Source organism: Methylomonas sp. EFPC1 (genome assembly GCF_016925515.1).
In the GTDB taxonomy this organism is placed as follows: Bacteria; Pseudomonadota; Gammaproteobacteria; order Methylococcales; family Methylomonadaceae; genus Methylomonas; species Methylomonas defluvii.
The window spans coordinates 4,142,551-4,168,759 of record NZ_CP070494.1; the positions used below are offsets into that span (position 1 = coordinate 4,142,551).

At 53.1% G+C, this 26,209-nt stretch carries 28 protein-coding genes; 11 read left to right on the forward strand and 17 right to left on the reverse strand.

Annotated elements, in window-relative coordinates:
- Positions 1–229: 229 nt before the first annotated feature.
- Positions 230–997 carry a GGDEF domain-containing protein gene (locus JWZ98_RS18990; protein WP_205451357.1) on the forward strand — a complete coding sequence of 256 codons (768 nt, stop codon included), beginning with the start codon at positions 230–232 and terminating at the stop codon, positions 995–997.
- Positions 998–1,012: 15 nt separating this feature from the next.
- Here the strand turns inward: JWZ98_RS18990 and ppa are convergent, their stop codons facing one another.
- Positions 1,013–1,558: an inorganic diphosphatase gene (gene ppa, locus JWZ98_RS18995; protein ID WP_205451358.1), complete on the reverse strand. Its 546-nt coding sequence runs from the start codon at positions 1,556–1,558 to the stop codon at positions 1,013–1,015.
- A 72-nt stretch (positions 1,559–1,630) separates the two neighbouring features.
- On the opposite strand from ppa, the gene JWZ98_RS19000 reads away from it, so the two are divergent.
- Positions 1,631–2,446 carry a DUF2797 domain-containing protein gene (locus JWZ98_RS19000; protein WP_205451359.1) on the forward strand — a complete coding sequence of 272 codons (816 nt, stop codon included), beginning with the start codon at positions 1,631–1,633 and terminating at the stop codon, positions 2,444–2,446.
- A 290-nt stretch (positions 2,447–2,736) separates the two neighbouring features.
- Here the strand turns inward: JWZ98_RS19000 and JWZ98_RS19005 are convergent, their stop codons facing one another.
- From JWZ98_RS19005 to dnaB, 3 genes are all read right to left on the reverse strand, one after another.
- Positions 2,737–3,516 (reverse strand): hypothetical protein, encoded by a 780-nt coding sequence (locus JWZ98_RS19005; RefSeq protein ID WP_205451360.1) that lies wholly within the window; start codon positions 3,514–3,516, stop codon positions 2,737–2,739.
- A gap of 298 nt (positions 3,517–3,814) precedes the next feature.
- On the reverse strand, positions 3,815–4,927 hold the full coding sequence (gene alr / locus JWZ98_RS19010; RefSeq protein WP_205451361.1) for an alanine racemase: 1,113 nt from the start codon (positions 4,925–4,927) through the stop codon (positions 3,815–3,817).
- Positions 4,924–6,318, reverse strand: a complete 1,395-nt coding sequence (gene dnaB, locus JWZ98_RS19015) for a replicative DNA helicase (RefSeq protein WP_026147003.1) — start codon at positions 6,316–6,318, stop codon at positions 4,924–4,926. The genes alr and dnaB overlap by 4 nt, the downstream gene beginning before the upstream one ends.
- 344 nt (positions 6,319–6,662) lie before the next feature.
- Between dnaB and JWZ98_RS19020 the strand changes: the two genes are divergently transcribed.
- The 3 genes from JWZ98_RS19020 to JWZ98_RS19030 all read left to right on the forward strand — a co-directional run bounded on the left by JWZ98_RS19020 (position 6,663) and on the right by JWZ98_RS19030 (position 9,474).
- Positions 6,663–7,832, forward strand: coding sequence for a LamG-like jellyroll fold domain-containing protein (locus JWZ98_RS19020; RefSeq protein WP_205451362.1), 1,170 nt, complete (start codon positions 6,663–6,665; stop codon positions 7,830–7,832).
- A gap of 22 nt (positions 7,833–7,854) precedes the next feature.
- Positions 7,855–8,418 carry a VPLPA-CTERM sorting domain-containing protein gene (locus JWZ98_RS19025; RefSeq protein WP_205451363.1) on the forward strand — a complete coding sequence of 188 codons (564 nt, stop codon included), beginning with the start codon at positions 7,855–7,857 and terminating at the stop codon, positions 8,416–8,418.
- Between the two features lie 366 nt (positions 8,419–8,784).
- Complete coding sequence (locus tag JWZ98_RS19030) at positions 8,785–9,474, forward strand: VPLPA-CTERM sorting domain-containing protein (RefSeq protein ID WP_205451364.1); 690 nt, start codon at positions 8,785–8,787, stop codon at positions 9,472–9,474.
- Between the two features lie 137 nt (positions 9,475–9,611).
- On the opposite strand, the gene JWZ98_RS19035 is transcribed toward JWZ98_RS19030, so the two are convergent.
- Positions 9,612–10,850, reverse strand: coding sequence for an HD domain-containing phosphohydrolase (locus JWZ98_RS19035; protein ID WP_171697534.1), 1,239 nt, complete (start codon positions 10,848–10,850; stop codon positions 9,612–9,614).
- A gap of 352 nt (positions 10,851–11,202) precedes the next feature.
- On the opposite strand from JWZ98_RS19035, the gene JWZ98_RS19040 reads away from it, so the two are divergent.
- The 3 genes from JWZ98_RS19040 to JWZ98_RS19050 all read left to right on the forward strand — a co-directional run bounded on the left by JWZ98_RS19040 (position 11,203) and on the right by JWZ98_RS19050 (position 15,876).
- Complete coding sequence (locus JWZ98_RS19040; protein WP_205451365.1) at positions 11,203–11,877, forward strand: PEP-CTERM sorting domain-containing protein; 675 nt, start codon at positions 11,203–11,205, stop codon at positions 11,875–11,877.
- A 35-nt stretch (positions 11,878–11,912) separates the two neighbouring features.
- A complete protein-coding gene (locus JWZ98_RS19045; protein WP_033159127.1) occupies positions 11,913–12,587 on the forward strand; it encodes a hypothetical protein in 675 nt (224 codons plus the stop codon).
- 190 nt (positions 12,588–12,777) lie between these two features.
- Positions 12,778–15,876, forward strand: a complete 3,099-nt coding sequence (locus tag JWZ98_RS19050; protein WP_101054254.1) for an efflux RND transporter permease subunit — start codon at positions 12,778–12,780, stop codon at positions 15,874–15,876.
- 92 nt (positions 15,877–15,968) lie between these two features.
- Here JWZ98_RS19050 and JWZ98_RS19055 read toward each other — a convergent pair whose 3' ends face one another.
- The 6 genes from JWZ98_RS19055 to JWZ98_RS19080 form a co-directional block, all read right to left on the reverse strand.
- Positions 15,969–16,748 (reverse strand): hypothetical protein, encoded by a 780-nt coding sequence (locus tag JWZ98_RS19055; protein WP_101054257.1) that lies wholly within the window; start codon positions 16,746–16,748, stop codon positions 15,969–15,971.
- A gap of 231 nt (positions 16,749–16,979) precedes the next feature.
- The gene (gene hypF, locus JWZ98_RS19060) at positions 16,980–19,391 is read right to left on the reverse strand and encodes a carbamoyltransferase HypF (RefSeq protein WP_205451366.1); all 2,412 of its coding nucleotides are present in this window, start codon (positions 19,389–19,391) and stop codon (positions 16,980–16,982) included.
- Complete coding sequence (gene hypE / locus JWZ98_RS19065; RefSeq protein ID WP_205451367.1) at positions 19,391–20,428, reverse strand: hydrogenase expression/formation protein HypE; 1,038 nt, start codon at positions 20,426–20,428, stop codon at positions 19,391–19,393. Before hypE ends, hypF begins: the two co-directional genes overlap by 1 nt.
- 92 nt (positions 20,429–20,520) lie before the next feature.
- On the reverse strand, positions 20,521–21,060 hold the full coding sequence (locus JWZ98_RS19070; protein WP_205451368.1) for a hypothetical protein: 540 nt from the start codon (positions 21,058–21,060) through the stop codon (positions 20,521–20,523).
- Positions 21,061–21,186: 126 nt separating this feature from the next.
- Positions 21,187–21,471: an addiction module antidote protein gene (locus JWZ98_RS19075; RefSeq protein ID WP_205451369.1), complete on the reverse strand. Its 285-nt coding sequence runs from the start codon at positions 21,469–21,471 to the stop codon at positions 21,187–21,189.
- A 3-nt stretch (positions 21,472–21,474) separates the two neighbouring features.
- Positions 21,475–21,768, reverse strand: a complete 294-nt coding sequence (locus tag JWZ98_RS19080; RefSeq protein ID WP_205451370.1) for a type II toxin-antitoxin system RelE/ParE family toxin — start codon at positions 21,766–21,768, stop codon at positions 21,475–21,477.
- A 208-nt stretch (positions 21,769–21,976) separates the two neighbouring features.
- Between JWZ98_RS19080 and JWZ98_RS19085 the strand changes: the two genes are divergently transcribed.
- The 3 genes from JWZ98_RS19085 (at position 21,977) to JWZ98_RS19095 (ending at position 22,998) form a co-directional block, all read left to right on the forward strand.
- Positions 21,977–22,231, forward strand: coding sequence for a prevent-host-death protein (locus JWZ98_RS19085; protein ID WP_101054273.1), 255 nt, complete (start codon positions 21,977–21,979; stop codon positions 22,229–22,231).
- Entirely contained in the window at positions 22,231–22,506 is a 276-nt protein-coding gene (locus JWZ98_RS19090) for a plasmid stabilization protein (RefSeq protein ID WP_101054276.1), read from the forward strand. Before JWZ98_RS19085 ends, JWZ98_RS19090 begins: the two co-directional genes overlap by 1 nt.
- A 234-nt stretch (positions 22,507–22,740) precedes the next feature.
- Positions 22,741–22,998, forward strand: a complete 258-nt coding sequence (locus JWZ98_RS19095; RefSeq protein WP_101054279.1) for a hypothetical protein — start codon at positions 22,741–22,743, stop codon at positions 22,996–22,998.
- A 64-nt stretch (positions 22,999–23,062) separates the two neighbouring features.
- Here the strand turns inward: JWZ98_RS19095 and hypD are convergent, their stop codons facing one another.
- The 6 genes from hypD to hypA all read right to left on the reverse strand — a co-directional run bounded on the left by hypD (position 23,063) and on the right by hypA (position 26,206).
- Positions 23,063–24,172, reverse strand: a complete 1,110-nt coding sequence (gene hypD / locus JWZ98_RS19100) for a hydrogenase formation protein HypD (protein WP_101054282.1) — start codon at positions 24,170–24,172, stop codon at positions 23,063–23,065.
- Positions 24,169–24,396 (reverse strand): HypC/HybG/HupF family hydrogenase formation chaperone, encoded by a 228-nt coding sequence (locus JWZ98_RS19105; protein ID WP_101054284.1) that lies wholly within the window; start codon positions 24,394–24,396, stop codon positions 24,169–24,171. Before JWZ98_RS19105 ends, hypD begins: the two co-directional genes overlap by 4 nt.
- 82 nt (positions 24,397–24,478) lie before the next feature.
- Positions 24,479–24,772, reverse strand: coding sequence for a type II toxin-antitoxin system RelE/ParE family toxin (locus tag JWZ98_RS19110; RefSeq protein ID WP_101054287.1), 294 nt, complete (start codon positions 24,770–24,772; stop codon positions 24,479–24,481).
- Entirely contained in the window at positions 24,769–24,981 is a 213-nt protein-coding gene (locus tag JWZ98_RS19115) for an addiction module protein (RefSeq protein ID WP_101054291.1), read from the reverse strand. Before JWZ98_RS19115 ends, JWZ98_RS19110 begins: the two co-directional genes overlap by 4 nt.
- A 56-nt stretch (positions 24,982–25,037) precedes the next feature.
- Entirely contained in the window at positions 25,038–25,865 is an 828-nt protein-coding gene (gene hypB / locus JWZ98_RS19120; protein ID WP_205451371.1) for a hydrogenase nickel incorporation protein HypB, read from the reverse strand.
- Positions 25,865–26,206 (reverse strand): hydrogenase maturation nickel metallochaperone HypA, encoded by a 342-nt coding sequence (gene hypA / locus JWZ98_RS19125; RefSeq protein WP_205451372.1) that lies wholly within the window; start codon positions 26,204–26,206, stop codon positions 25,865–25,867. Before hypA ends, hypB begins: the two co-directional genes overlap by 1 nt.
- Between the last annotated feature and the right edge of the window lie 3 nt (positions 26,207–26,209).

The following is a 26,209-nucleotide window of genomic DNA, read 5'->3' on the forward strand; positions in this document are numbered from 1 at the left end:
TTTTCATTCCTTCTAAACTCTTTCAACAACAGGCAGTTAACCGACCACAACTTTAAAGACCGCACGTCTGGCACAAGAATTGATCCAGTTGAGCCAACAAACCTCGGTTAACGAGATTTCCGGCCACTCAATTCAAATGGGTTATTGTCATGAACGTTGATAATTCGATCTTCTCTAGCGCAGTGTTGACTGCCATCGATTCAGCCACTGACTTAATGGAGGCGCTGTGATGGATAACCGAATCAGACTCCAGCAACATAAATACACTGTTGTATCACCCATCGTCGCCCAGCGCTGGCTTAGCCAAACACCGGCATGCGAAACCGACAGCGAATGCTGTCAATTGAATCAATCCCGAGCCGAGCTTGCTGCATTGGAACGCGCCCTGGCGATTAGTCAGCAACAGCTGGCCGACGCCCGCCGACAAATCGAGTCGCTGAACGCCACTCGCAAAACCTTGGAACAGCAACTACTGGAAAGTAACGAGAATTACAGGCAAGCGCTGCATTGCGCACACCACGACGAATTAACCGGCTTACCCAATCGAGTTTTATTGCTGGATAGACTGCAACAGGCCATGGCCCAAGCGGATCGTCAGCAACGGCCGGTCGCACTGTTGTTTATCGATCTGGACGAATTCAAAAACATCAACGACGAACTCGGCCACGCGGCCGGCGACCAATTACTGAAAGAAGTGGCGGAACGCTTGTCGGCTTGTCTGCGCTGCGGCGACACCGCTTGCCGTTACGGCGGCGACGAGTTCTTGGTGTTGTTGGGTGAAGTCGATGCTGATCGCAGCGTGGCGGCGGTGATAGAAAAAATTCAGTCCCAGCTGGCCGAAACTTGCAGCATTAAGGGCAAGCCGGTTGCGATCAGTGCCAGCATAGGCGCGGCCATCTATCACCACGACGGCCAAAGTAGCCTTGACTTGCTGAACCGGGCCGATAGCGCGATGTACCGCGCGAAAAAACTGAAATTATCCCAAACGATCAACTAACCACAGAGCAACAGATTAGCGACGGCTGCTATGCGACGTTTTATAGCGGCCGACACTATCCAGAATTTCCTGCCGCGCATCTTCAAGGCCACCCCAACCTTCCACACAGACCCATTTGCCTTCCTCCAGATCTTTGTAATGTTGGAAAAAATGGGTGATCTTCGCCAACTTGTCTGGTTGCAAATCCTTGTAATCTGTGACGTGATTGTAAAACGGCGTCAAGCGCGGCACAGGTACCGCCAATAACTTAGGATCGGGGCCGGCTTCGTCTATCATTTTCAACACACCTACCGGCCGGCAATTGATCACGCAACCGCTTAACAAAGGTGCCGGCGTGATGATCATCACGTCCACCGGATCGCCGTCTTCGGACAAAGTTTGCGGGATGTAGCCGTAATTGCAGGGATATTGCATGGCGGTGCCCATGAAACGGTCCACTGTCAGGGCGCCGGTATGTTTATCCACCTCGTATTTGACCGGATCGCTGAATGCGGGAATCTCGACCACCACATTTATTTCAAACGGAATATTGCCACCCGCAGTAACTTGCATGAATGACATCGAATCCTCTTTGAGTACGCTGGAAACGCTGTCATTATAGCCGCCGTTATTCAGCTATCGGGATTAAATCAAGTGTTAGGCAGTCTGCAGAAAATGACCAGCGCGTTGGCCGCGCCAGTGCAATACCGCTTGCCGGTCGGCGAGCAGGCAATCGAATTGAACCCGCTGTTGGGCAAAAAACTCACGCTACGTTACACCGGCCAAATCTTTTGCGTGCATTGCGCAAAAAAAACCAATAAAAGCTTCAATCAAGGCTACTGCTACCCCTGTTTCATCAAGCTGGCGCAATGCGATATGTGCATCATGAAACCGGAAACCTGCCACTACGCCGCCGGCACCTGCCGCGAACCGAGCTGGGGCGAGGAGTTTTGCTTTCAACCGCATATTGTCTATCTAGCCAACTCTTCCGGCATCAAAGTGGGCATCACCCGCCAATCGCAAACCCCAACCCGCTGGATCGATCAAGGCGCGGTGCAAGCCTTACCCATTTTTAAGGTCGTTTCTCGCCATCTGTCGGGTTTGATCGAAGTCACCTTGGCGCAACACGTCAGCGACAAAACCAGCTGGCAGCAAATGTTGAAAAACAACACCGCTCCCTTGGATTTGCCGGCCATCCGCGACGGCTTGCTCACCGAATGCGCCGAACAATTACAAAACATCGCCGTGCAATTTCCCGACAGTCCGCCGCAGCTGCTCAGCGATGCCCAACCGCTAACGCTCGACTATCCGGTGTTGCAATACCCCAGCAAGGTAAAATCGTTTAATTTCGATAAAGAGCCATTAGTGTCCGGCGTTTTAGAAGGCATCAAAGGCCAGTATTTGATCTTCGACAACGGCGTGATCAATATCCGCAAATATTCGGGGTACGAAGTGGAGGTGCTGGTTTGATCGCAATAATCTGGCTGCTGCCAATCTCGCACATTCTTCTGATGGCACGATAATGCGTAGGATGGGTAGAGCAACGCGAAACCCATCAAAGAAGATCAAGATTAGTTTCATGCTTGTAATGGCATGACTTGAATTTGGATTGATTAATCTGATGGGTTTCGGCTATCGCCTCTACCCATCCTACGACCCTAATTGCACATCAGATGTAGGGTACGCACCGCGTACCATTAAAGCCTTCATGGTAGCAAAAGCCAGAAGGTACGCGGTGCGTACCCTACCGGGCTTACCGATCATCGGCCGTGCTCACCAGGAAGTACGATCGCTTTGGACCCGTGAAGCACAGATCGGTCACCGCCTTCATATCGAGAAGTGAACGGGCCGATCTTGCCTTCTAAATAGTGGAACCACTTTCTTCCGAGGGCATCAATGAACTCCACCAATTTATCGGAGGCCCGGTCGCTGTAGGACGGATTCCAAATCAATTTGGGCTCGTCGGAGTTCGAAACCTCGACGTAACGGTTGATGGTGATGTACAGAAAACAATCGATGGAAGAGTAAGAATGAACCAATGCATCGCACGCCAGCGCGTGGACAATGTCGGGAGCCACACTCGTGAACCCATCGTTGACGAATATCAACACACCATGGGGCTCCGAAAGGCTCAGTTTTTCCTTTGTCTCTCGAATCTGGCGATTTGCCTTCTTTAGTATGCGCAAGATGGCTGGTCTAGCGAGGCGCACAAACTCTTTGTGAAACCAGGAGGGGTATTTGCCGTCGCCTCCGAAGATCAGGGGACGCCACGTTGGATCTTCACTGGAGAGACGAGCAAGAAGTCCTTCGAATCCACGCTGAGCGGACTCCGAACGAAGAAACTCAGTTTCTACTTCCTTTAGTTCAAGGACCGATCCGATGTTCTCAAATAAGTAGTCTGCGTTGTCGAAGTCGGGTGATTTCGAGAGGCTGTCGGCAATTCTCCTCCCTCCGACACTCGAGACGAACTCATCCCACGTATCCTCAACCGGTAAAGGTAAATGCGGACCGACGTCCCAGAATCTAGGTCTCTCTGCCATCGCTAAGCTCGCCCTCCCAAAGCCGCCGAACAAGTTATTAAGTTGTTAACAGTATATCTACCTAAAAATGCTATTTGATACGCTAATTTATTGATTCGTACAGAACTTTTCCTTATGTATATCATCGCTGTCAGTTTGTGATGGCTGGTAATGATCCAACTGCCGCCATTGATCACGCTAGGCGATAGACAGCTTAGCATCGATAGCGCGCTCCGGACAATGCTGTGCTCAACGCCCGCGAAATTCGGCAATCGACCAAACAACCTCCGATTTTCGCTTTGCAACTGAGCCTTACAGCCTAATCCAGCCTACGCTCGATCACCTGCACCCGCTGCGTAATTCCGCACAACAAAGTATACGGAATGGTTTCCGCGTAACGGGCGATTTCTTCCACCGGCAAGCCGTCGCCCCACAAGGTTACCGGATCGCCGGGTTGCGCATCCGGCAGTTGGTTGAGATCAACGGTGATCATGTCCATGGATACCCGGCCAATTAACGGCACCCGTTGGCCGTTTACCAACACCGGCGCGCCGCTCTTGGTGTGGCGGAGGTAGCCGTCGCCGTAACCGATGGAAATTACGCCCAGTCGAGTTGCGGTTTTGCATTGCCAAGTACCGCTGTAACCGACCGTTTCGCCGGCGGCGACATCCTTGACCGCGATCAGCCGTGAATGCAAACTCATCACCGGCTGCAAACCAAAGTCCGCGCCGGTTTTACCGGCAAACGGCGAACAGCCATAGAGCATCAATCCCGGTCTCACCCAATCGCTACTGCGGTCCTGAGCGGTGCCGAAGCGGACATTCGGCCAGCCGATAATCCCTGCGGAATTGGCGATGCTGCACGCGCCGGGATAGTCTTTGACCGCGTCGTTGAACAAATCGATTTGCCGACGGGTTTTATCGTCCAGCAAGTCGTCGGCATTGGCAAAATGGGTGATCAGATTGATCGGTTGCTCGACCCGTGCGCAGCCCAACAGTTGCTGGTAAGCGGCGTTGAAATCGGCGCCTTTAAAACCCAGGCGGTTCATGCCGGTATCCATTTTCAGCCAAACGGCAAGTTTGCCTTCGGCATCGGTTTGCTGTTGCAAAATGGCGATTTGCTGCGGGGTATGGATCACCGCCGCCAATTGGTACTTCAACAACTGCAACAACTCATCGACGCAGACAAAGCCCTGCAACACGGTGATGGCTTGTTTAAATCCGGCTTGCCGTAGCCTGACGCCCTCGTCCACCCGTGCAACGGCAAAGCCATCCGCCAAGTCCAAAGCAGTAGCTACCCGCGCCATGCCGTGCCCGTAGGCGTTGGCCTTGATCACCGCCATGATTTTTTTGTCCGGCGCGTAACGCTTCACTTGCGCCAAGTTGTGGAGCACGGCTTCCAAATCCAGATGCACAAAAGCCGCAGGCGTCATTCGTAATCCTCGGGGCCGTTATAAACGCCGGCAAAGTTTTCGAAGCGGGTGTATTGGCCCAGGAAAGTCAGACGCACCGTCCCCAAAGGTCCGTTCCGTTGCTTACCGATAATCACTTCGGCGATGCCTTTATCCGGGCTGTCCTCGTGATACACCTCGTCGCGGTAAACGAAGATGATCAAATCGGCGTCCTGTTCGATCGCCCCGGACTCACGCAGATCGGACATTACCGGCCGCTTGTTAGGGCGTTGCTCTAGGTTCCGGTTCAACTGCGACAACGCGATAACCGGCACATTCAGCTCTTTAGCCAAGGCTTTCAAGCCTCTGGAAATATCGGAAATCTGCTGCACTCGGTTATCGCCGCTGGCCGGTGATTGCATCAGCTGCAAATAGTCCAGCACGATCAAACCCAATTGGCCGTGTTCGCGGGTCAAACGCCGGGCGCGCGAACGCACTTCGGTCGGCGTCAAAGCTGGCGTGTCGTCGATAAACATCTTGGTTTCCGCGAGCAGGTTGATCGCCGAGGTCAAACGCGGCCAATCGTCGTCGTCCAGCTTACCGGTGCGTACCTTGTGCTGATCAATGCGGCCCAGCGAGGACATCATCCGCATCGCCAAGGATTCGCCCGGCATCTCCATACTAAACACCGCGACCGGCATGCCGCTTTTCAGCGCCACGTTTTCGGCCATATTCATCGCAATCGTGGTTTTACCCATCGACGGCCGGCCGGCGACGATAATTAAATCGGCGGGTTGCAAACCGGAGGTTTTTTCGTCCAGATCGGTGAAACCGGTGCTGGCGCCGGTGATGTCGCCATCGAGTTCGTAGAGGGTTTCGATTTTATCCACGGCTTTGGCCAGCAGGGATTTGATCGAGCTAAACCCACCCTGCCCACGTTGGCGCTGCTCAGCGATTTCGAAGACCTTGCGTTCGGCATTTTCGAGCAAATCGGCAGTTTCCCGGCCCTCGGTGGTAAACGCCGAATCGGAAATTTCGGTACCGACGTGGATGAGTTGCCGCAAAACCGAACGATCACGGACGATGTTGGCGTAGGCCACGATATTCGCGGCGCTGGGCGTATCCCGCGCCAGCATGCTCAGATAAGCCAAACCGCCCACATCCTGTAATTCGCCGGTGGTTTCCAAAACCTCGGACAAAGTCACCACATCGAACGGGTCCTGTTTTTCAGCCAACTGAGCGATGGCACGGAAAATCAATCGATGATCACGGCGATAAAAGTCGGTCTCGACCACCTTGTCTGCCACCGAATCCCAGGTTTGGTTATCCAGCATTAAACCGCCCAGCACCGACTGCTCGGCCTGAATGGAATGCGGCGGCACTTTTAGGGATTCGACGGCTTGATCGGGGGTGAAATAGTAGTCTTCGGACATGGCGGAGAAGGGTTGTCAACAATAGCCGCGGATTATACCCGGCTATGCCCATAGCGGCAGCGCCGAGCGCTTTGACGAATGCCGGTAAATCAAACAAATCAACCCTAAATGTCATCAAGCCACAGAATTAACTCACTAGTTATCGATTGCCTAATTACCTTATATTTCGTACCATAAATTTTGGCGCCTCTCCTGGCTTTTATCGGCTTGTTGCCGGCCATGGCGCTTCGCTCCATCCTCTTTTCTTACAATAATTCTAACTATTCGCCTGCCCTACCCAGCTAACCGACACCATAAACGGGTTGCGGCATATTGTATTTCTTGACTCCCTAAAGGAGGATTCTATGAACGGAATTAAACGCAAAACCCTATCTGCCACCGCATGCCTGTTGGCTTTGCTCGGCTTGTTCAGCCCTGCAGCCCAAGCTGAAACCGGGAATGTGGTGTTATGGAACAAATTGGGCAGTGATGCTGAGATTGCGAATAGCGAAGTGGGGCCTGGAGGCCAAAAAACAGCTGGGCATTTCGCGCCAGGCCCTTTTGCTAATTTTGGTCAGTCTTTTGTGAATGACGTTGGGAACTCAAACGTGTTTGCCTTAACTTTTCCTGCCACATCCGTTGTGTCAAAAAGTAAGGGAACAATAGAATTCTGGGCAAAACTCAGTAATTTCCCAAGTAATTTTTTTGATGCAGTGACTATGATTTTCTACGTGCCACCACCTAATTTTCCGATATTTCACTGGAGAATTGGTTTTGGGTCTAATAACGGTTGCGGCGGCTTCGGTTTTTACGGGACAGTGGGGGTTGCGACTGACGGCTATTGTAATGGGTTAGTGGACACTGCAACCCAATCCGGAACATTAGATAGCACTCTTGGTGACCGTTCAGCCTGGCACCATTATGCGATGGTATGGAATGAAACAGGTATTGCGCAATTTGGTGGACGTAAGCTTTATCTTTATCTTGATGGAAACCTTGTTACAACACAGCGCTACCATGATGCCTCACCATGGGGTGCCATACCTGATGGCTCACGCCTTGCTCTCGCCTACTTTTACAATATCTCAGGCGCTAGTGTTGCAATTGACAATTTAATTGTCTGGGACGATGTTAAAACGGACTTTTCTGACCGGTTTATAGAAAACCCAGTGGGTTGTGGAGTAGCTGAACTTCCTGAGTTGTTTGCATCTATCACCGCTAAATCGGGTACTCAAACTGAACGCCGATGGACTATCACCCTGTCAAACAAGAGCGGATGTATCGCCGAGAATACCCAGATCGATGACTTAACCCTTACACAAACCTCTGGAGCCGCTTGTAGTCCAGTTATTACAAGCCCCTTATCTTTTCCATTAGGCGTCGGCAACATCCGGGCAGGAGCTAAAGTGAGCGGCACCACCACAATCAATTTTAGCGGCTGCCCGAATAGCGCCAGATTTAAAGCTGTCATCCCGTTTAGCAGTAACAACGGTGAAGTAACCGGATCGAAAACGCTGACCAACCAATTTCGCTAGCCCTAACTAAGGAGATATTCTCATGATCAAGCAACTTATCCTGTTAGCCAGTTTACTGTTTATTCTTCCCAGCACCCAAGCCGCGACCTCACTACAATTAGAGCCAACAAACGGCTTAATCGAAGGCGATGCGGGCGATACCGTGGGCTGGGGCTTCCTGCTCACCAACACGCAAAACTACCTCGTGGTGACCGGTGCGGAATTTCAGTCCTCTACCTCCCCAGGTATATTCACGGACTTCATCAGCGCACCCGACAATTTCTTCGTTGTAGGCCCGGGCTTTGGCGCCAGCACCGTCTGGGGGCAAACGTTCGATGCCGCCAGCCAAACCGGCGTCGGTAGTTTTAAAATTGCTGACAACGCCGCGCAAGGCACCGTCTTCGGCCAAATTGTACTGACTTACGATTTATTCACCCGCAGCCCGTTTAATCCCTTGTTCGATCCTGACACCGACACGCTATCCAACGGCAATGTATTAACGGCAAATGCCTCGATCAAGATCACGACCGTGCCGTTACCTGCAGCCGCATGGCTGTTTGGCGCGGCACTGGCGGGATTGGGATTTATCGGGAAACGCCGCATCTGAGAGGACTCAAAATAAACACCGCCTGCAAAAATTGAGGCGGTGTTTTCGCAAAATATTCTCGGCCGCCTCTTTAAGCAAATGAGCGGGCAATTCGCGCTTTGTGATACCGCTTTCAGATCTGTGAGTTGTTATTATTGCCCAACAGTCGACTCGGATGGAAGGTAATCCATACCGCACCTGAGCGATCCCGCTATCCAAGCACTCCGCCCAAACCGTCCGCCATGACAAAATTGTCATGGCACGAACGGACAATTAAACGACGTTACATACCCGGATAAACTGCTCACCAGATGATTTGCCGCACACATCCTGTTCTGCGTCCAATCACCTCCGATAAATTTCCATTCATTACTCCGGGTACTTGCCATGAAAACGCTATTTACTGCTTCCATCCTATTATCTTCGGCCCTATTCACTTCCTCCGCCTTTGCGTCAAATTGGTTTGAACACGAACATGAACACGACAATCAGCCAGAACACGGTAGCTGCGGCAATCAAGCATCTTGCGATTTGGAAAAACTGAGCCTGACGTTATCAGGCGGCAGCAACGGCACGCTAATTTCGAAAGCCGACAACATTAGCAGTAACGATAGCTACACCCTTAACTTCAACTATCAGCTGGACACCACCTTTATCAACAGCGCTCTGCTGAAAATATGGTTGCGTGACGACTCAACATCGGCCGACGACTCCATCATCTTAAATGGCCTGTTAAAAGACAAAAACGAATACGCCCGTATAACATCGATTAACGGCTCCAACGTTTCCACAAGCTGGACCGAAGTCGATGGCTACAAACAATATATCAGCTTGGATGTTAGCGATTTTCTTTCCAAAACCGGCTTCGCTTCATTGACGGCCGTATTGGGCGTGAAGGATTATGGTAGCAAAGATTATTTTTTCAAAGCTGCCGAGCTCTATGTTGAATATTGCCTGGACAACAATGGCGGAAGTGGTCCGATTACCGCTGTCCCGGTGCCAGCAGCAGCATGGCTGATGGGTTCCGGCTTACTCGGTTTGATAAGCTTCAATACCAGAAAACAACGCCAAGCGTAATCAGCCATTTAGCTCGCTGTCGCTAAAAGCCGGAGGCGTAAAGATGTCTCCGGCTTTTGTGTTTTCGGCTTCGAGCGAATATTTTAAAAGGCCCAGGCCTGGATGTCGCGGACAAGCATAGCCCTTTGGCCGCCGGTTTAATCCATCGAGTAATTGCCTTGCGCCAATTCGTAATAAAAGTCCGCATTCTCGATCAACTTGGCAACCACCTCGCCATCCAAAACCCCTTCCGCCACGCGCTGCCTGAGGTGCTGGATAATGTCAGCCAGTAACATGCCCTCGCGATATGGACGGGACTGGGCCAAGGCCTGAAAAATATCGGCCACACTGATAACCCTGCACTCCAACTCCAAAGACTTGCCGATGGTCTTGAACGGATATCCTTCGCCACGCAGATTTTCATGGTGCAAACCCGCCCATTGCGGAATTTTTGAGTCGGTAAACACTCTTTGCAAAATTCGGTACGTGTCATAACTGTGGCGCTGCATGCAGGCCCGCTCTTCGGCAGTTAAGCTGCCTGGCTTGTCTATGATGTCCTCGGAAACCCGCAATTTGCCAATGTCGTGCAATAAACCGGCAATTTCCACCTGCTCCAGATCGCAGCCGGTCACACCCAAATCCAATGCCAATTGTCTGGAGATTTGGGCAACCCGTTCAGAATGCTGCTCGGTGTACGGGCTTTTCGCATCCACCACTCGCGAAAACAGCCGCGCCATTTCCCGAAGCGAGGGATAAGTCAAGTCTACCGTCGGCAAATCACGCCCCAATTCGCGTAAATCCTCATCCAGATAATCCGGGTCCATCGCCAGCCAAAACGCCTGACTTTTCGCCAGTTCCGCAAATGCAGCCAACAGCTCGGGCGCAAACAGCGATCCCGAATAACTCAGTAAGCGCTCCACTATTTTGGGCGCAGCCACCAGAATTTGCTCGCTGGCCAAATACGGGGCTTGCAACACGTCAATCCGATCAGCCAGAAACAACAGATTGGCACGCAACTTTATCCGGGGCACCAGCGGCAATTCAACCAATTGCTCCCAGCGCGTGTGATGATAGCGGATTTCCTCCGCCAGATAGGCCAGCGGCGGGCAGGCTTGCAAGTATTCCGCACCGCGTAAACAATGCGCCTCCGCACCGTCCCACTCCAGAGATTCGGTCAAATGCCTATGCTCGCGAACCTTTGCCACCCCGCAATCGTGCAACATGCCGGCGTATAGAATGCTCAATCTATCGACAGCCGACCAATCGAGTTTACCGGCAATGTGCCAAGCCATCATCGCGACCCGCTTACCGTGCTTGACTTCGTCGATACCAACTAAATCCAACGCACAACTTAGGGAGATAATGGAGCGGTGCAAATCGATATGTTGGCTATCCATGAGGCTGAACTCCAGATTGAAGGTGTTAGTACGATGCTATCGCACTTTGAAAGGATCGGCAAAGTATCGGAAACATTCCCACTCACTCACCAAGACCACAAGCAGCAACTGCGCTCATTATTAAATGCCACGCATGACAGCACCATGCCATCCTGCCAAATCTGTCGTAACCTCTGCCCCGGCTGTCAGCAGCTCAGCTGAAAAAGCGCTACCAAATCACATTTAAATAATTGATTGGATTAATCTAAATTAAGTTGGCATTACTAATGCTTAGTTAGAGTGACGCACTATGCAACCCAATGGCTTGCACGCGAATCACTTATCTCTCAGCCACTGACAAAAAGGAATCGACATGAATGCTGTAATGCCGAAAATGCCCTTATCCGGATTAATCCTGATTTTAGCCTTCTTCACTCAAGCCGCCGAGTCGGCAACAGTGATCGATAATTTTGCCACCCGTCAGTCCACTACAAACACAGTCAATGGCCCAGTTAATGTATCCGGATCTGATCTAAGCAATTTGCAACGAACCTTAAATTCCAGCCCCACCCCTAGCGGTACCACCAGAATTTTTGTAGAAGACGGCTTGTTAACGGTCGGTAACAGCAGCAATTCAGCCGGCACCGCTAGTATCTTTTACAACTTCGCTGCGGTCGATTTCACTACTTTCGCTAACGCGATATTGCTGACGACAGAATCTAGCGACGCCAGTTACCAAATTCAAATGATCGCCAACGGTACTTCGCTGCTAAGTTTTCAGAACTTGGCCAGCGTTGCAATCGGTTCACCCAGCACTATTAGATTTGATTTCTCACAATTTTCGAATCCTGCGGCTTTCAAGAACCTAAACAGTCTGGAGCTGAAATTACGAGGCACCCATGCCGCCTGGGACGCTGACTTCAGCCAGTTATCAACGGTCCCGGAACCTTCCGTCACCGCTTTATTGATCATAGGCGCTTTGGGCATTGTCGGCGGCAAACGCCAAAAAACTAGTAGCGGTTTAACGCCTGCCGTCAAAATCTTCTGATTTCCAAACTTCAATTCTGCTCACGGATAACTCATATGAATGCTAAACATTTTCACAAAAACCTCGCGCCTTTGCTGCTAAGCCTGGGCTTAGTGCTATCCGGCCAAAGCCAAGCAGGCATACTGACGATTGATAATTTCAGCCATGCTCAAACCGCATTCGACGACGGCAGTAGCGCAGGCTCTACCAGCGATACAGTGTCTGCTCTTACCGGCACGGACCTGAGTAATGCCTCGAGGACCTTTATCGCTCAAGCCTCGGGAACCGCCTCAGCCAACACCACGGAAATCGTTTCCGGCGGCAACCAGCTGATCATATCGAATGATGGCCGTTCGGCCGGTGGCGCTTCCATTCTGTGGAATTTCGATCCGCTCGATTTAACCGCTCACGGCAACGCCATCCTGCTGGAGGTGTTGGCAATCGATCTGGGTGTCAACGTGGAAATGGTAGCCAACGGCAGCTCAAGTTCCGGTATCAAAACGTTTACCAGCAACAATAATTACTTGGTAAGTTTCAGCGACTTTACTAATCCTGCGGTATTTGCCAGCCTGCATAGTTTTCGCTTGAACTTCACCGGCCCGACAAAATGGGATGGACAGTTCAGACTATTAACCACCACAACCCCAGTTCCTGTGCCGACAGCCTTTGGCTTAATGGGTTCGGCATTATTGGGCTTCATCGCCTTGTCCCGCAAAAAATCGCTTTCCTGATTTTAAAAAATCTACAACGCTCACCTCCGCCACTAGCGCGGAGGCGATTTTTTAAGCACCATTCCGCTCGAAAATCACCACACAGCTTAGCCTTCTTTCTATCCGCATAGCCAGGAAAGCAGCGTATCAACATGGACCAATCCTGACCGACAAGGCACAATAGCCCGCTATTTCACCCCTTTCGTCGCTCATGCTTGCACTTCTGGTCCGTTTTTCCATTCGTTATTCCGGCATCGTCGTGGCCCTGGCGCTACTGCTGTTCGTTTACGGCGGTTACCGTCTGGCTAACGCCGGTCTGGATATTTTTCCGGAATTTTCGCCCAAACAAGTCATCATCCAGACCGAAGCCCCCGGCCTGGCTGCCGAGCAAGTGGAAGTGCTGGTGACTCAGCAAATCGAAAAAAGCGTTGGCGGCTTAATTGGGCTGCAAACCTTACGCTCGCAATCGATTCAAGGCCTCTCCATCGTCACCGCCACCTTCAACGAAACTAGCGACGTATACCGCAACCGGCAATTGATCAGCGAACGGCTAGACGGCCTTAGTCAGCAACTGCCGCCTGGCGTGGGAATGCCGATTGCCGTACCCTTATCTTCTTCGTCGGCAACAGTATTGACGATAGGCATCAGTTCGGACAGCAAGACCTTGATGGAACTGCGCGGCTTGGTGGATTGGAGCTTGGTGCCGCGCCTACTGGCGGTGCCGGGCGTGGCGGATGTGAACGTATTCGGCGGCGATATTCAGCAACTACAGGTGCAGTTACAACCGGCGGCCCTGCAACGCTTTAATCTCTCAATAGACGACATTGTCAACGCAGCAGCCGGGGCGGCGGAAATGAACGGCGCCGGTTTCATTGAAAACGCCAACCAGCGCTTTACGTTACAAATCAGCGGCCAGCCGGTCAATCCCGAGCAATTCAAGCAACTGATCGTTAAACGCCAGGACGGCATGAACGTGACCTTGGGCGATGTCGCGCAGATCGGTTATGGCGCCGAGCCGCCCATAGGCGCGGCGCAAATCATGGGTAAACCTGGCATCGTGATGATGGTGATTGGCCAGTACGGCGCCAATACCTTATCGGTGTCGCGGCAGGTCGAGGCCGTATTGGAAGAGTTTCAACCGATTTTCAAGCAGCAGGCCGTGGATTTCTACTCGCATTTATTCCGGCCGGCGGATTACATCGAAACCTCGGTGCATAACCTGTCCGGGCATTTACTGATCGGCGGTCTGTTCGTACTGGTAGTGCTATATGTGTTCTTGTTCAATCTGCGTAGCGCCTTCATCGCCGCTACAGCCATTCCGTTGTCGCTGCTGACCGCCGCGCTGGTACTGCTGGAATCTGGCGTCAATCTGAATATCATGGTGTTGGGCGGGCTGGCGATTGCGCTGGGCGAGGTGGTGGACGACGCCATTATAGACACCGAAAACATCTTTAGGCGCCTGCGCGAAAACCGCGTAAAAATCTTTCCGGATAGCGCGGAAACTGTAATTTATCAGGCTTCGCTGGAAGTTCGCAGTTCGGTGGTTTATGCCAGCTTCATCGTGGCTTTGGTGTTTGTGCCTCTGCTGACGCTGGACGGCGTCAGCGGCCGCTTGTTCGCTCCTCTGGGCGTGTCGTATATCCTGGCGATTTTGATGTCATTGTTGGTGGCGCTAACGCTGACACCGGCTCTATGCCATTTAATGTTTCGCAACAAGCTGCCGGACGATAGCGATCCACCCGTGTTGCGCCGGCTTAAACCACTGTATGCCAAGCAATTGCTCTGGGCTATCAGGCATTTCAAAACCGTGGCGATGCTAGGCGCGCTTGCCTGCTTGATCGGCGTTGCCGCCTTTCTGCGATTGGATCATAAATTCCTGCCGGAATTGCGCGAGGGCCATTTCATCGTCCACACCGCCAGCGTACCGGGTACTTCGTTGCAAGAATCCATCCGCGTCGGCAGTTTGCTCACCGAGCAAATCATGGCTATCGACGGTGTGGAATCGGTCTCGCAATGGGCCGGCCGTGCCGAACGCGGCGCCGACACTTATGGCAGCCACTACAGCGAATACGAAGTAAGGCTAAAACCATTATCCGGCGAAGAACAACAGCAGGTGCTGGACCACTTGCGCGATGTTTTGGAACAATTCCCCGGCATCAATTACGAAGCCAACACCTTTTTGACCGAACGGGTCGATGAAACTATTTCCGGCTACACCGCGCCGGTGGTGGTGAATATCTACGGCAACGATCTGGCCGAACTGGACCACAAGGCACAGCAACTCGCCGCACTGATCAACACCATCCCCGGCGCGGAAGACGTGCAATTGCGCTCACCGCCAGCCACGGCCTTACTGCAAGTCGAGTTGAACCTGGAGCAGTTAAAGTTTCGCGGCATCAGCCCGGCGCAAGTGATGACCGCCCTACAAACCGCTTACGAAGGCCGCATCGTCGGCAAGCATCTGCAAGGCAACCGGATTTTCAATGTGGCGGTAGCATTAGCCCCGGAATGGCGCAGCCAGCCGGATTATCTGGCGCAGTTGCCCTTGAAAAACAGCGAAGGCAAGCGGGTGCTGCTCGGCGAAGTGGCCGAAATTCGCCACGGCGAAGGCCGCTACAATATCCTGCATCAAGGTGCGCAACGCATCCAGACCGTCACTTGCAAGGTGGAAGACCGGGATATGGACGCATTCATGGCTGAACTGAAACAGCGGGTACAAAACGAGCTCAGCTGGCGCGACGGCAGTTACCCGGAGTTCATCGGCGCGGCGCTGGAACAAGCAAAGGCCCGTGAAACGTTGATCATCCACGCCCTGCTGGCCGGCGCCGGCGTGCTGATTTTCGTGTTCATCGCCTTGGGTAGCCTGCGGCACATGTTACTGACCTTGCTAAACCTGCCCTTTGCCCTATTGGGCGGCGTGGCGGCGGTAGTCATCACCGACGCCACGCTGTCGGTGGGTTCCTTCGTCGGCTTCATCACCTTGTTCGGGATCACTGTGCGCAATTGCATCATGCTGATTTCGCATTACCGGCATTTGATTGAGCTGGAAGGTCAGATCTGGTCGACGGAGACCTTGATTCGCGGCGCCCAGGAACGCCTGCCGGCCATCCTGATGACCGCACTGGTCACCGCACTAGCCATGCTGCCGATTGCGATAGGCAGCGATAATCCGGGCCGGGAAATCATGGGGCCAATGGCGGCCATCATCATTGGCGGCTTGGCTTCATCGACCATGCTGAACTTACTGCTGTTGCCAGCGATTTTGCAGCGTTATGGCCGGTTTGAGGTGGCGTTTGAGAAACAGGTTTGACAACGGCAGACAGGGTGAGACATTGGTCCCGCCCTGCCCGATCAACTAGGGAACCCGCCTTGCCGTTTGAACGATGGTTAAACCTAAGTCCGTTAGCGGCGCTTGCTTGGTCGCCGAGCCAGCAATCCCAGCAAACCGCTGCCAAATAACCAGGCGGCAGCTGGTATCGGCACTTGGCCGACGTCGCTCGGTTTATCGGATGCCGCGATCACAAAGTTATCCAGCGCCGCATAGCCGCCTTGCAACTCATCGATTTGCAATATCACGTTGCCGTTGGTGTTCCCTGTCGCGTCAAGCGCTATGATGTGGTTAGTCCAATCGAAAGTATTCTTCAGCGCCGTTGCCGTCCCGGTTACATCCGCGAAACTTAACAATGTCCCTCCAGTTACTCCGTTACCGCCGCCGGGATTGTCAAAAAGCGAGAAACGAAACACTGGCGCAACGCCTCCCGAAGCGACAAAAGGGCCACCCCATCTATCCAAATCTATCGAGGACACATCCATCTGAAAATTCAGATATTTGTGTGTTCCAATATTAAAGGACAGACCTAAAAGATCGTTCTGAGCGCTCGAAAGCATACTGATCGCATAGTTTCCCGCCCGCGCTTGCGGGTCGAGAAACCCGGCCCCCCAAGCCTGTGTGCCGCCAATTCGCAATGTTTCCACGGTAAAGGTTTGAGCGAACTGGAAACCGGCCGGCTGCCCACCATAAAGGGCGTTGATAGGATTAAAAATATTGACATCACCGCTATCGTTCACAAATGCGCCGGCATTGGGATTTTCGAAGTCTTGGGTATAAAGCGTGGTTGCGGCATAACCCTCGGAATAAGGGATACAAGCGAAAAACAGGCCTGACATTAATAGTTTTTTCATTCGTCCTCTTGCTTTCATAATTGCCTCGTTGAGTAAGATTTACTGACAATGTGTTTCAAAGTGATGAGTATTGCTGCCATTTTATGGAACTACCTGACGCTTTTGCGTTGAAACGGAAACAGCAAAACATTCTAACGCAAATCATCAACCGACATCGATCGCCAATTGTCTCCCACACAGATTAACTGGTAGACGACATGGTCCGCAATTCCCCCCTATCAACACTGCATATCATCCATGAACCGTCGCCGCGATCACCACCTGGCCCAAAGCCAATCCACCGTCGTTCATCGGATAGCGTTGCGGCGATAACACGGTTTTGCCGTGTTGGCGCAATTGCTCGCAGACCGATTCCAGCAACAAGCGGTTTTGAAACACGCCGCCGCTCAAGACAATACAATCTGCGCCGGTTTGACGACTCAATCGATTCAGCACTTCGACCGTCCCGGCAGTCAGGGTGTGATGTATACGGGCGGCTATGCGAGCCTTGCCGGTGCCGCGTGTCAGGTCGTCCAATACCGCTCGCCAGAAGTCTCGCCAACTTAATACCAGAAGGTCACCGTTCAGTTTCATAGACCAGGTCGCCGGGTAAGCCTGCTCCTCATTAAATACCGGCGTCGCCAACACTTCCATGGCAATCGCCGCTTGGCCTTCGAAATGCACTTGCTCGGGATGTAAGTCCAAAGCAGCGGCAAAGGCGTCGAACCAGCGCCCGCAGGAACTGCTGAGCGGCGAGTTGAGATTTTTCGCCAGCATCGTATCCAGCGTTGCCAAAGGCTTGCCGACCAACAGCCCCATGAAGTCCAAATCCGCGTAGTCACGCTGTAAAATCGGCCAATCGAAATAATGCCGCAGTTGCGCATAAGTATTCCGCCAGGGTTCGCGCATCGCCTGGGCACCACCGAGTAAGGCAATAGGCTGGAAATATCCAAGCCGCGTGTAACTCCGGTAATCGCCCAATAAAAATTCGCCACCCCATAATTCACCATCCTCACCCATGCCCAAACCATCGAAGATCGCCGCCAATACCGGCGGTGCGTTCAGATCAACACCATGTTCGGCCAGACAAGCCGCCAGATGGGCATGGTGGTGCTGGACGCCGACTAATTCGATGGATTCAGTGGCAGCCAAGGCCTGACCGTATTGGGTCGATAGATAGCCGGTGTGCTTATCGACTGCAATCTTTACCGGCCGAAAGTCGTTAAGCTTTTTGTACAAATCGATGGTGTGCCGGTAATTCAGTTGCACGGCGGCGTTTTCCAGATCGCCGATGTGCTGGCTGACCAGCGCTTGGCCGTTTTTCAGCAAACAAACACTGTTTTTCAACTCGGCGCCCATCGCCAGAATATTGCCGAATTCCGCAAAACCCGGAGGCAATACCAAAACCTCCGGACTATAGCCGCGCGCCCGACGCAGCATGCGCATGTTGCCATCCATCAAACGCACTACCGAATCGTCCAGGCGATTAACGATGTCACGGTCGTGCAGCAGCCAATAATCCGCGATGCCCGCTAATTTTTCCCGCGCCTCGGCGTTAGCTATGCATTGCGGCTCGTCGGAAATATTGCCCGAAGTCAACACGATGGGCGCCTGCAATTCTTGCATCAGCAAGCTATGCAAGGGCGTGTACGGCAGCATGAACCCCAGCTTGTCGTCGCCCGGCGCAACGCCGCTCGCTAGATATTCGCCTTGCGCTGGTAACAGCACGATAGGCGCGGCGCGGTCCTCCAAGGCTGACAGTTCCCGAGAATTGATCAGCGCATAACGGCTTACCATCGCTGCATCCCGCGCCATCAACGCAAACGGCTTGGCGTAACGGCGCTTGCGTTGTCTGAGCTTGTCGACAGCCCCGGTATTACTCGCATCGCAAGCGAGGTGAAAACCACCCAGACCTTTGATGGCGAGGATGTAGCCTTGACGAATCAAGTCCGCGGCTTGGTGAATGACATCGTTCATCACGCCTGCGTTCATGATTCCCACGCTCCGCGTGGGAACCCCGTCTTGGACGCTCCGGCGTCCCGGACCGCGCGCCGGTTCCGGCTGCATTCCCACGCCGAGCGAGGGACCGATAGCCGCCTCCAACCAGAGCTGCGGCCCACAAACCGGACAGCAATTGGCCTGAGCATGGAAACGGCGATCGGCCGGGTCATCGTATTCGCGTTGGCATTCCGGGCACATCGCAAATACCGCCATACTGGTGTGGCAGCGGTCGTAAGGTACGCTGTGGACGATGGACAGGCGCGGCCCGCAGTGCGTGCAATTGGTGAACGGGTAGCGGTAGCGGCGGTTGCCGGGATCGGCTATGTCCGCCAAACAATCCGGGCAGGTGGCGGCGTCGGCGGCGATTGCTGTTTCGACGCGGCCGGATTGGCTGGCGACGATACGAAATTCGCTATCCGCCGCTTCCCCTGCTAAATCATTGATTTCCAAGGCATCCAAACGCGCCAGCGGCGGTAGCTGTTTGGGAATGGCTGCGGCGAAGCGTTCCAGGTCGGCCGCATTGCCATAGACATGAATCATCACGCCTTCGGCGTCGTTCCACACCGATCCCGCCAAACCAAACTCGCGCGCCAGATGCCAAATCGCCGGCCGAAAGCCGACTCCCTGCACCACGCCGCGCGCGCGGATGGCCTTGCCGGGCATCAGCAGATGCGCGGCAGTTGTTCGCCGACCGGCCAATCGACGATGCGTCGGCCGCCGAAAGCGGTAGTCATTTGCACGAAATGGTGCGGGTCGGCGATGACTTGGCCGATGATGGCCGCGTCGCGCCCCAAGGGATGCTTGCGCATCGCCGCCAGCAATATCTCTGCGGCGGCGGCGTCGCAAATGCATACCAGTTTGCCTTCGTTGGCGACATACAGCGGATCGAGACCGAGAATTTCGCAAGCCGCCTTGACTTCGGCTTTGACCGGAATCGCCGCCTCATCGATGACCATGCCAATGCCGGATTGACCGGCTAGTTCGTTCAAGGCCGTCGCCAAGCCGCCGCGGGTCGGATCGCGCAGACAGCGAAGCGCCGCCGGCGCCGCCGCGACCAGATCGGCGACCATGCCGTGCAGCGCCACCGAGTCGGAGATGATGCTGGTTTCGAATTGCAGGTTCTCGCGGCTAGCCATGATCGCCACGCCGTGGTCGCCGATGCTGCCGCTGAGCAAAATTGCGCAACCAGCTTCGGCGCGGTCGCTGGAAATATTCACCCCGTCCGGCACGATGCCGACGCCGGTGGTGGTAATGAACACCCCATCGCCCTTGCCGCGCTCCACCACCTTGGTGTCGCCGGTGACAATCGGCGTACCGGCGGCCTTGGCGGCAGCGGCCATGCTGATGACGATGCGTTCCAGGTCGGCCAACGGCAAGCCCTCTTCCAATATGAAGCCGGCGCTCAGATAAAGCGGTTTAGCGCCGGACATCGCCACGTCGTTGACCGTGCCGTGCACCGCCAGCGAACCGATGTCGCCGCCCGGAAAAAACAGCGGCGAAATCACGTGACCGTCGGTGCTGATCGCCAAGCGCCCGGCCGGCACATCGAACAAGGCCTGATCGTTTTGCCGACGTAGCAAGTCGTTGTCGAAATGCTTAATGAACAGTTCGGCAATCAATTGCGCCATCGCCCGGCCGCCACCACCGTGGGTGAGATCGACTTGGCCGGATTTGAGGTTGAGTGAATGGAAGTAGGACATGGGTTTGAGTTTTTGAAGAGCTGACGGATGGATTGGTTGGGGACAAGGGGCAAATTATGGTTCGCTAGTCGGAACTAGGAGTTCTAGATCGTTTATTCAGTAGGGTAATCATACACAGCGCCATTTTCATAAAGAAAGAGATCAGAAAAATCGAAAAATTCTTTCCCTTTCTCGTCATATAGCCGTACCGTTCCTTCTGCCCGGTACCTGCCATTCTCAAACTCTTTAGGCTCAGAGTTGACTTCTGTTAACGGCCCCATTTGCCCGTAACGCAATGGCCACGCTAGATCTTGCTCCTCACTCGCCAGCTTGCCTCGATCTGTGTAACTTTTCTGCGACATACTCCAATAAGGAATTGGATGCCCTAAATCTATCTTATAGATATAGATACCTACAAGCTCGGCACGCCTATATTTTTTACGGGCGGGAATATCGAAATATACCGCTTCATCGTTCCCCTTAAATACAACCATTTTTGTGACGCTTGGAAGAGCATCGCATGCTCCAAAGCACGCAAGACACCCTGAGAGCAGTCCGCTAAACGTAGTAAAGGCAACAATTAAGACTGTATGACGCAATAACCAACGGGCATTTCGTTGTAATTCCGTTTCTTTCGAATTATTCAAACTCATACCAAAACTCGCTGGGCCGTTGGATGTGCTGAGCGAAAGCGAAGCGCATCACGTTGTTCGGCACGTCGTACTATTTGGCTAATCCTTGCATCAAGCCATTCCCTGCCCAGGTTGCGGACGGGCAGCTCAAACCGGCTCGGCATGTAACTTTACGCCTAATGCCCGGATAACCTTCAACACCGTGTCGAAGCGCGGTTTGGCGCCTGGCGCCAACGCTTTGTACAAACTTTCTCGGCCCAGGCCGGATTCCTTGGCGATCATGGCCATGCCTTTGGCTTTGGCGATATAGCCCAAGGCTCTGATCAGTTCGTCGCTATCGCCTTCTTCCAAAACTTGGTTCAGGTATTCGCTGATGGCTTCGTCACTGTCCAGCAGCGTGGTCATATCGAAAGGCAGTAGTTGTTCACTCATGTTTCAAACCTCTTTAGCCAGTTTAATCGCACGTTGAATATCGGACTGTTGCGTGGACTTATCGCCGCCGGCCAACAAAATAATCATCATGCCGTTACGTATTGTGTAATAAACGCGGTAACCCGCACCGAGATCGATGCGCATCTCGCAAACGCCTTCGCCCACCGCTTTGGTGTCGCCAAGATTGCCGGCCTGCGCCCGGTCAATACGGCGGTAGATTGCAGTTTTGGCACGCAGGTCTTTTAAAGACGCCAGCCATTTTGCAAACGATTCCGTTTGCTGCACAACATAATTCATGGGCCAATTGTATCCATTTAGATACACGCATTCAACCGCAACTCAAGCACGTTTGAAACATACCCAAAAGGCCCTTCCATGACCAATGGTGTACAGGCAGTAGATGCTGAGCGACATATAGCCCTGATTTTTTGAGTATAAAAGATCGCTTGATAAATCACACGATTAAGCACACCATTAGCGCCTAACTTAACTGCCGGGAATGCCGATGTCGCACATTAGCGCCAACGATTTAAAAACCAAAGGTATCGCTGCTATCGAGGCGGCGCTGGCCGAGGCACCGGAAGCGGTGGTGTCGGTACGCGGCAAGGAGCGTTTTGTGGTGATGGACATCGCCCATTACCACTATTTGCGCGAATGCGAACTGGATGCAGCGTTGGCGCAAACCCGCGCGGATTTGGCGGCCGGCCGCTTCACGCAGGAGTCGCCGGAAGCGCATTTGGCGCGGCTGGACACGCTGTAATGGCGTATGCCTTGGTTTTTACCGAGCAATACAACCAAAAAGCCGCACGCTTTATCAAACGCCATCCGGCACTCCGGCAACCGTATTTAAAGGCCTTACAGTTACTGGAAGCCAATCCGTTTCACCCGTCGCTCCGTTTGCATCCACTGCAAGGCAAGTTGGCTGGACTGCATTCGGTTTCCATCAATTTGTCTTACCGCATTACATTGGAATTATTGATCGAAGACGGCCGGATCATTCCCATCAATATTGGCGATCACGACGCGGTTTACTGAGCGCAAGCGCGGACCAGCACTTCCTAAAATAGTTATTTAATCTCCGTCGGCTTGAGCATACTCGCCCCTCCCCTGCAACACTGCTTATCTCCTGTCCCAAATCCTCGGGCGATTGCTTGGAACTTCCGGCTATGGTAGAAAACCCATGCCGATGCCTAAAATCATCCGCACCAGCGGTTTGGACGCTTGTCCGGACCGTAGTCTAAAAATAATAATTAACACGAGGTAACGTTCATGAAAACAAATCTACTCGCTTTATTGACACTGGCAGCTGTTGCCATCACGCCTTCACTGGCCAGCGCCGATGCCGCGGCTACTTGCAAAGGTTGCCATAACGGCTCGGTCGCACCGGCCGTGGATGCCTTGAAAGCTAAATTCAAAACCGCCGACGAGTTGGTTGCCGGCGCTAAAGCGTCGACAAACCCCATGATGAAACCGATGCAAGGCGACGAAGCCAAACTGAAAGCGGCTGCAGCGGAAATCTATAAATAAGCCGCATCGCCTCGCCCGCTAAACAAGGGCCACCCAAGCGGGCGTTACACGGCGCCCGCTTTTTCTAACTTTGCCGCAGTCGCCCATAACTCCAGTAGGCCGCGCAAGCCCCTTCCGACGATACCATGCACGAGCCCATCGGGTTTTCCGGAGTGCAGACCGTACCCAGCAATTTGCAATCCTGCGGCTTTTTCGCGCCGCGCAGGATGGCTGGACATTCGCAGCCTTTGACATCGCCGGCTTGGATGGCTGGCATATCGAAGCGCTGTTCAGCGTCGAACTCGGCGTAATGAGCTTTTAATTTCAATGCACTGTGCGGGATCAACCCCAAACCGCGCCATTCGAAGTGCGTCCGTAACTCGAATATCTCGGCCATCAAAGCCTGGGCTTTGATGTTGCCGTCGCGGGTCACCGCACGGCTGTATTCGTTTTCCACTGTATGCTGACCGGCATTGATTTGGCGGATCAACATTAAGGCCGATTGCATCACGTCCAATGGTTCGAAACCGGCGATAACGATGGGCTTGGCGTAGTGTTCGGCAAAGGTTTCGTAGGGCTTGCTGCCGATCACGCTGCTGACGTGCGACGGGCCGAGAAAGGCGTCGATTTGTACCGGCTCCGGCGCATCCAAAATGGCTTGCATCGCGGCCGGCGTCAGCACATGGTTACAAAACACTGAGAAATTAGTCAGTCCTTCGGCCTGTGCCTGTTTAATGGCAACGGCAGTCGGCGGCGTAGTGGTCTCAAAACCAATCGCAAAAAACACCACTTGCCGGTCCGGGTTATCCCGGGCGATTTTCAAGGCGTCTTGGGTGGAATAAACCATGCGAATATCGCCGCCGGCCGCCTTGGCTTTGAGCAGACTTTGTCTGCCGCCGCCCGGCACCCGCATCAGATCGGCATAAGTGCAGAGGATTACGTTGTGCTGTTCGACCAATTGAATCGCGTTGTCGATGCGTCCCGTTGGCAACACACACACCGGACACCCGGGGCCGTGGATGAATTCGACATTGCCCGGCATTAAATCCTGCACGCCGTAACGGAAAATCGCGTGGGTATGGCCGCCGCAGAACTCCATTAACCGGTAATGGCGGTCCGGATTGACGGTTTGCGCAATGCTGTTAGCCAATTGTTTGGCCAAATCCTGCTGCCGAAATTCGTCTATGTATTTCATGACGCCGTCAAACCGGCTTCCGCAAACAAGGCCAGGGTTTTTAAGGCCTCGTCCTCGTCGATTTTATTCAGCGCATAACCGACGTGGACCAGCACATAGTCGCCGACTTTCACATCATCGACCAAGGCCAGCGACACTTCCACTTTGACACCATCCACCGAGGCCGTCGCCATCTGTGTTGAAAAATCAATGTCAGTAATTTGGGCAGGGAGGGCTAGGCACATAAGCTGATTGTTGATGTTGTAGATTAATTCGGCGCTTGCTTTCGCATCACTTTTTGCATGCGGGCTTCAGGTTGAGACCTTATCACCCAATTCTTTCCATCCAATAATCAGGTTTTCGATGCAAATGCGCTACGGCAATTACGATAACTTTGCCTTCATCAAGGCCGTACAAAACACCATACGGAAAACGTTTTATCAGGCAGCGTCTTATCTCATTGCCAATCAACGTATAGGATTTTGGATACGCGGTAATTCGCCTAATCGCAGCATCGAACTCGTGTAAAAACTGTAAACCTAGATTATTTTGCTGTATTTCATACCATTCAAAGGCCTGATCGAGCTCGGCTTGCGCGGCTTCGAGAAATTCAACCTTCATTTATATTTCTGCATAACCGCTTCATAACTGACTGATTTTAGCTTGCCATCTTTATAGCCTTGCCAACGTTTTTGCGCCTCGTCGCGCCAGACAGCATCGATTTCCGGATTCGGCGCATCCAGATCGGCAAGCAACATCTCTGCTAAACGCAATTTCTCCAATGGCATTAAGTGGCTGATTTGTTGGTAAATTTCTTGACTAGTCGGCATATCCTTTCCTCGAAAATGAAGGTAAACGGTCAGAAAAAATCTTACCGCATAGTGATTTAAGCATACGCTATGCGCTGCAAAGCCATCTCAGCCCGCAGCCAGGTCAGCCAGTTGTCCATGCCTTCGCCAGTCTTGGCCGATAGCGACAATACCTTGATGCGTGGGTTGACCTGTTTCGCGTATTGAATGCATTGCGCGCTGTCGAAATCCAGATATGGCAGCAGATCGGTTTTGTTGAGAATCATCAAATCGGCGGCATGGAACATGTCCGGATATTTGATCGGCTTATCTTCGCCTTCAGTGACCGACAGGATCACCACTTTATGCGCTTCACCCAAGTCAAAAGCCGACGGACACACCAAATTGCCGACGTTTTCGATAAACAACAAACTATGCTCGGGTAGATTCAAACTTTCCAAACCATGACCGACCCTGTGCGCGTCCAAATGACAGCCCTTGCCGGTATTGATTTGCAGCGCCGGCACGCCAGTAGCGCGGATGCGGTCGGCATCGCGGGCGGTTTGTTGGTCGCCTTCGATCACCGCGATGCTTAACTCCTCTTTCAACCGCAGAATGGTTTCGGTCAGCAGCGTGGTTTTGCCCGAGCCGGGACTGGACACCAGATTCAAAGCCAGCATGCCGCGTTCACTGAAATAGCGGCGGTTTTCCTCGGCATAACGATTGTTCTTGGCCAGAATATCCTGCTCGATCTGCACCATCCGCGCCTGAGTCAGACCCGGCGCATGAGAATGTTCTGCAGTATGTTCGTGATGATGGTGATGTCCATGCTCGTGACTGTGGTGGTGATCATGAGCATCGTCGTGATCGTGTGGTTCATCGTGCGAGTGGGTATGGCCCTCGCCGCAGCCGCATACGCCGCACATTACTCTACCTCCAGTTCTTTAATTCGCATTTGATCGCCATCGACGATCTGTAATTGATGACTGCCGCATTGCGGGCACTCGTCGTATAACTGTTGTACCAATACCTCGCAGCCGCAGGGCATGCACCACGCCACACCCGGCACGTCGATAATTTCCAAGCGGGCCTGGTCGGCCAGAGAACCTTGCATCACCACTTCAAAACTAAACCGCATCGCCTCCGGCTCCACGCCCGACAAAGCGCCTATCTCCAGCCACACGGCTTTGACTTTGGCAAATTGCTGGGCCTTGGCCTGCTGTTCGATAATCTGTAACACGCTCTCGCAGAGCGACATTTCGTGCATGAT

Bases quoted from the DNA above. Each gene is read 5' to 3' on its own strand.
- JWZ98_RS18990 (WP_205451357.1), top strand. From the start codon at position 230: ATGGATAACCGAATCAGACTCCAGCAACATAAATACACTGTTGTATCA.
- ppa (WP_205451358.1), bottom strand. From the start codon at position 1,558: ATGTCATTCATGCAAGTTACTGCGGGTGGCAATATTCCGTTTGAAATA.
- JWZ98_RS19005 (WP_205451360.1), bottom strand. From the start codon at position 3,516: ATGGCAGAGAGACCTAGATTCTGGGACGTCGGTCCGCATTTACCTTTA.
- alr (WP_205451361.1), bottom strand. From the start codon at position 4,927: ATGACGCCTGCGGCTTTTGTGCATCTGGATTTGGAAGCCGTGCTCCAC.
- dnaB (WP_026147003.1), bottom strand. From the start codon at position 6,318: ATGTCCGAAGACTACTATTTCACCCCCGATCAAGCCGTCGAATCCCTA.
- JWZ98_RS19020 (WP_205451362.1), top strand. From the start codon at position 6,663: ATGAACGGAATTAAACGCAAAACCCTATCTGCCACCGCATGCCTGTTG.
- JWZ98_RS19025 (WP_205451363.1), top strand. From the start codon at position 7,855: ATGATCAAGCAACTTATCCTGTTAGCCAGTTTACTGTTTATTCTTCCC.
- JWZ98_RS19030 (WP_205451364.1), top strand. From the start codon at position 8,785: ATGAAAACGCTATTTACTGCTTCCATCCTATTATCTTCGGCCCTATTC.
- JWZ98_RS19035 (WP_171697534.1), bottom strand. From the start codon at position 10,850: ATGGATAGCCAACATATCGATTTGCACCGCTCCATTATCTCCCTAAGT.
- JWZ98_RS19040 (WP_205451365.1), top strand. From the start codon at position 11,203: ATGAATGCTGTAATGCCGAAAATGCCCTTATCCGGATTAATCCTGATT.
- JWZ98_RS19045 (WP_033159127.1), top strand. From the start codon at position 11,913: ATGAATGCTAAACATTTTCACAAAAACCTCGCGCCTTTGCTGCTAAGC.
- JWZ98_RS19050 (WP_101054254.1), top strand. From the start codon at position 12,778: ATGCTTGCACTTCTGGTCCGTTTTTCCATTCGTTATTCCGGCATCGTC.
- JWZ98_RS19055 (WP_101054257.1), bottom strand. From the start codon at position 16,748: ATGAAAAAACTATTAATGTCAGGCCTGTTTTTCGCTTGTATCCCTTAT.
- hypF (WP_205451366.1), bottom strand. From the start codon at position 19,391: ATGCCCGGCAAGGCCATCCGCGCGCGCGGCGTGGTGCAGGGAGTCGGC.
- hypE (WP_205451367.1), bottom strand. From the start codon at position 20,428: ATGTCCTACTTCCATTCACTCAACCTCAAATCCGGCCAAGTCGATCTC.
- JWZ98_RS19070 (WP_205451368.1), bottom strand. From the start codon at position 21,060: ATGAGTTTGAATAATTCGAAAGAAACGGAATTACAACGAAATGCCCGT.
- JWZ98_RS19075 (WP_205451369.1), bottom strand. From the start codon at position 21,471: ATGAGTGAACAACTACTGCCTTTCGATATGACCACGCTGCTGGACAGT.
- JWZ98_RS19080 (WP_205451370.1), bottom strand. From the start codon at position 21,768: ATGAATTATGTTGTGCAGCAAACGGAATCGTTTGCAAAATGGCTGGCG.
- JWZ98_RS19085 (WP_101054273.1), top strand. From the start codon at position 21,977: ATGTCGCACATTAGCGCCAACGATTTAAAAACCAAAGGTATCGCTGCT.
- JWZ98_RS19090 (WP_101054276.1), top strand. From the start codon at position 22,231: ATGGCGTATGCCTTGGTTTTTACCGAGCAATACAACCAAAAAGCCGCA.
- JWZ98_RS19095 (WP_101054279.1), top strand. From the start codon at position 22,741: ATGAAAACAAATCTACTCGCTTTATTGACACTGGCAGCTGTTGCCATC.
- hypD (WP_101054282.1), bottom strand. From the start codon at position 24,172: ATGAAATACATAGACGAATTTCGGCAGCAGGATTTGGCCAAACAATTG.
- JWZ98_RS19105 (WP_101054284.1), bottom strand. From the start codon at position 24,396: ATGTGCCTAGCCCTCCCTGCCCAAATTACTGACATTGATTTTTCAACA.
- JWZ98_RS19110 (WP_101054287.1), bottom strand. From the start codon at position 24,772: ATGAAGGTTGAATTTCTCGAAGCCGCGCAAGCCGAGCTCGATCAGGCC.
- JWZ98_RS19115 (WP_101054291.1), bottom strand. From the start codon at position 24,981: ATGCCGACTAGTCAAGAAATTTACCAACAAATCAGCCACTTAATGCCA.
- hypB (WP_205451371.1), bottom strand. From the start codon at position 25,865: ATGTGCGGCGTATGCGGCTGCGGCGAGGGCCATACCCACTCGCACGAT.
- hypA (WP_205451372.1), bottom strand. From the start codon at position 26,206: ATGCACGAAATGTCGCTCTGCGAGAGCGTGTTACAGATTATCGAACAG.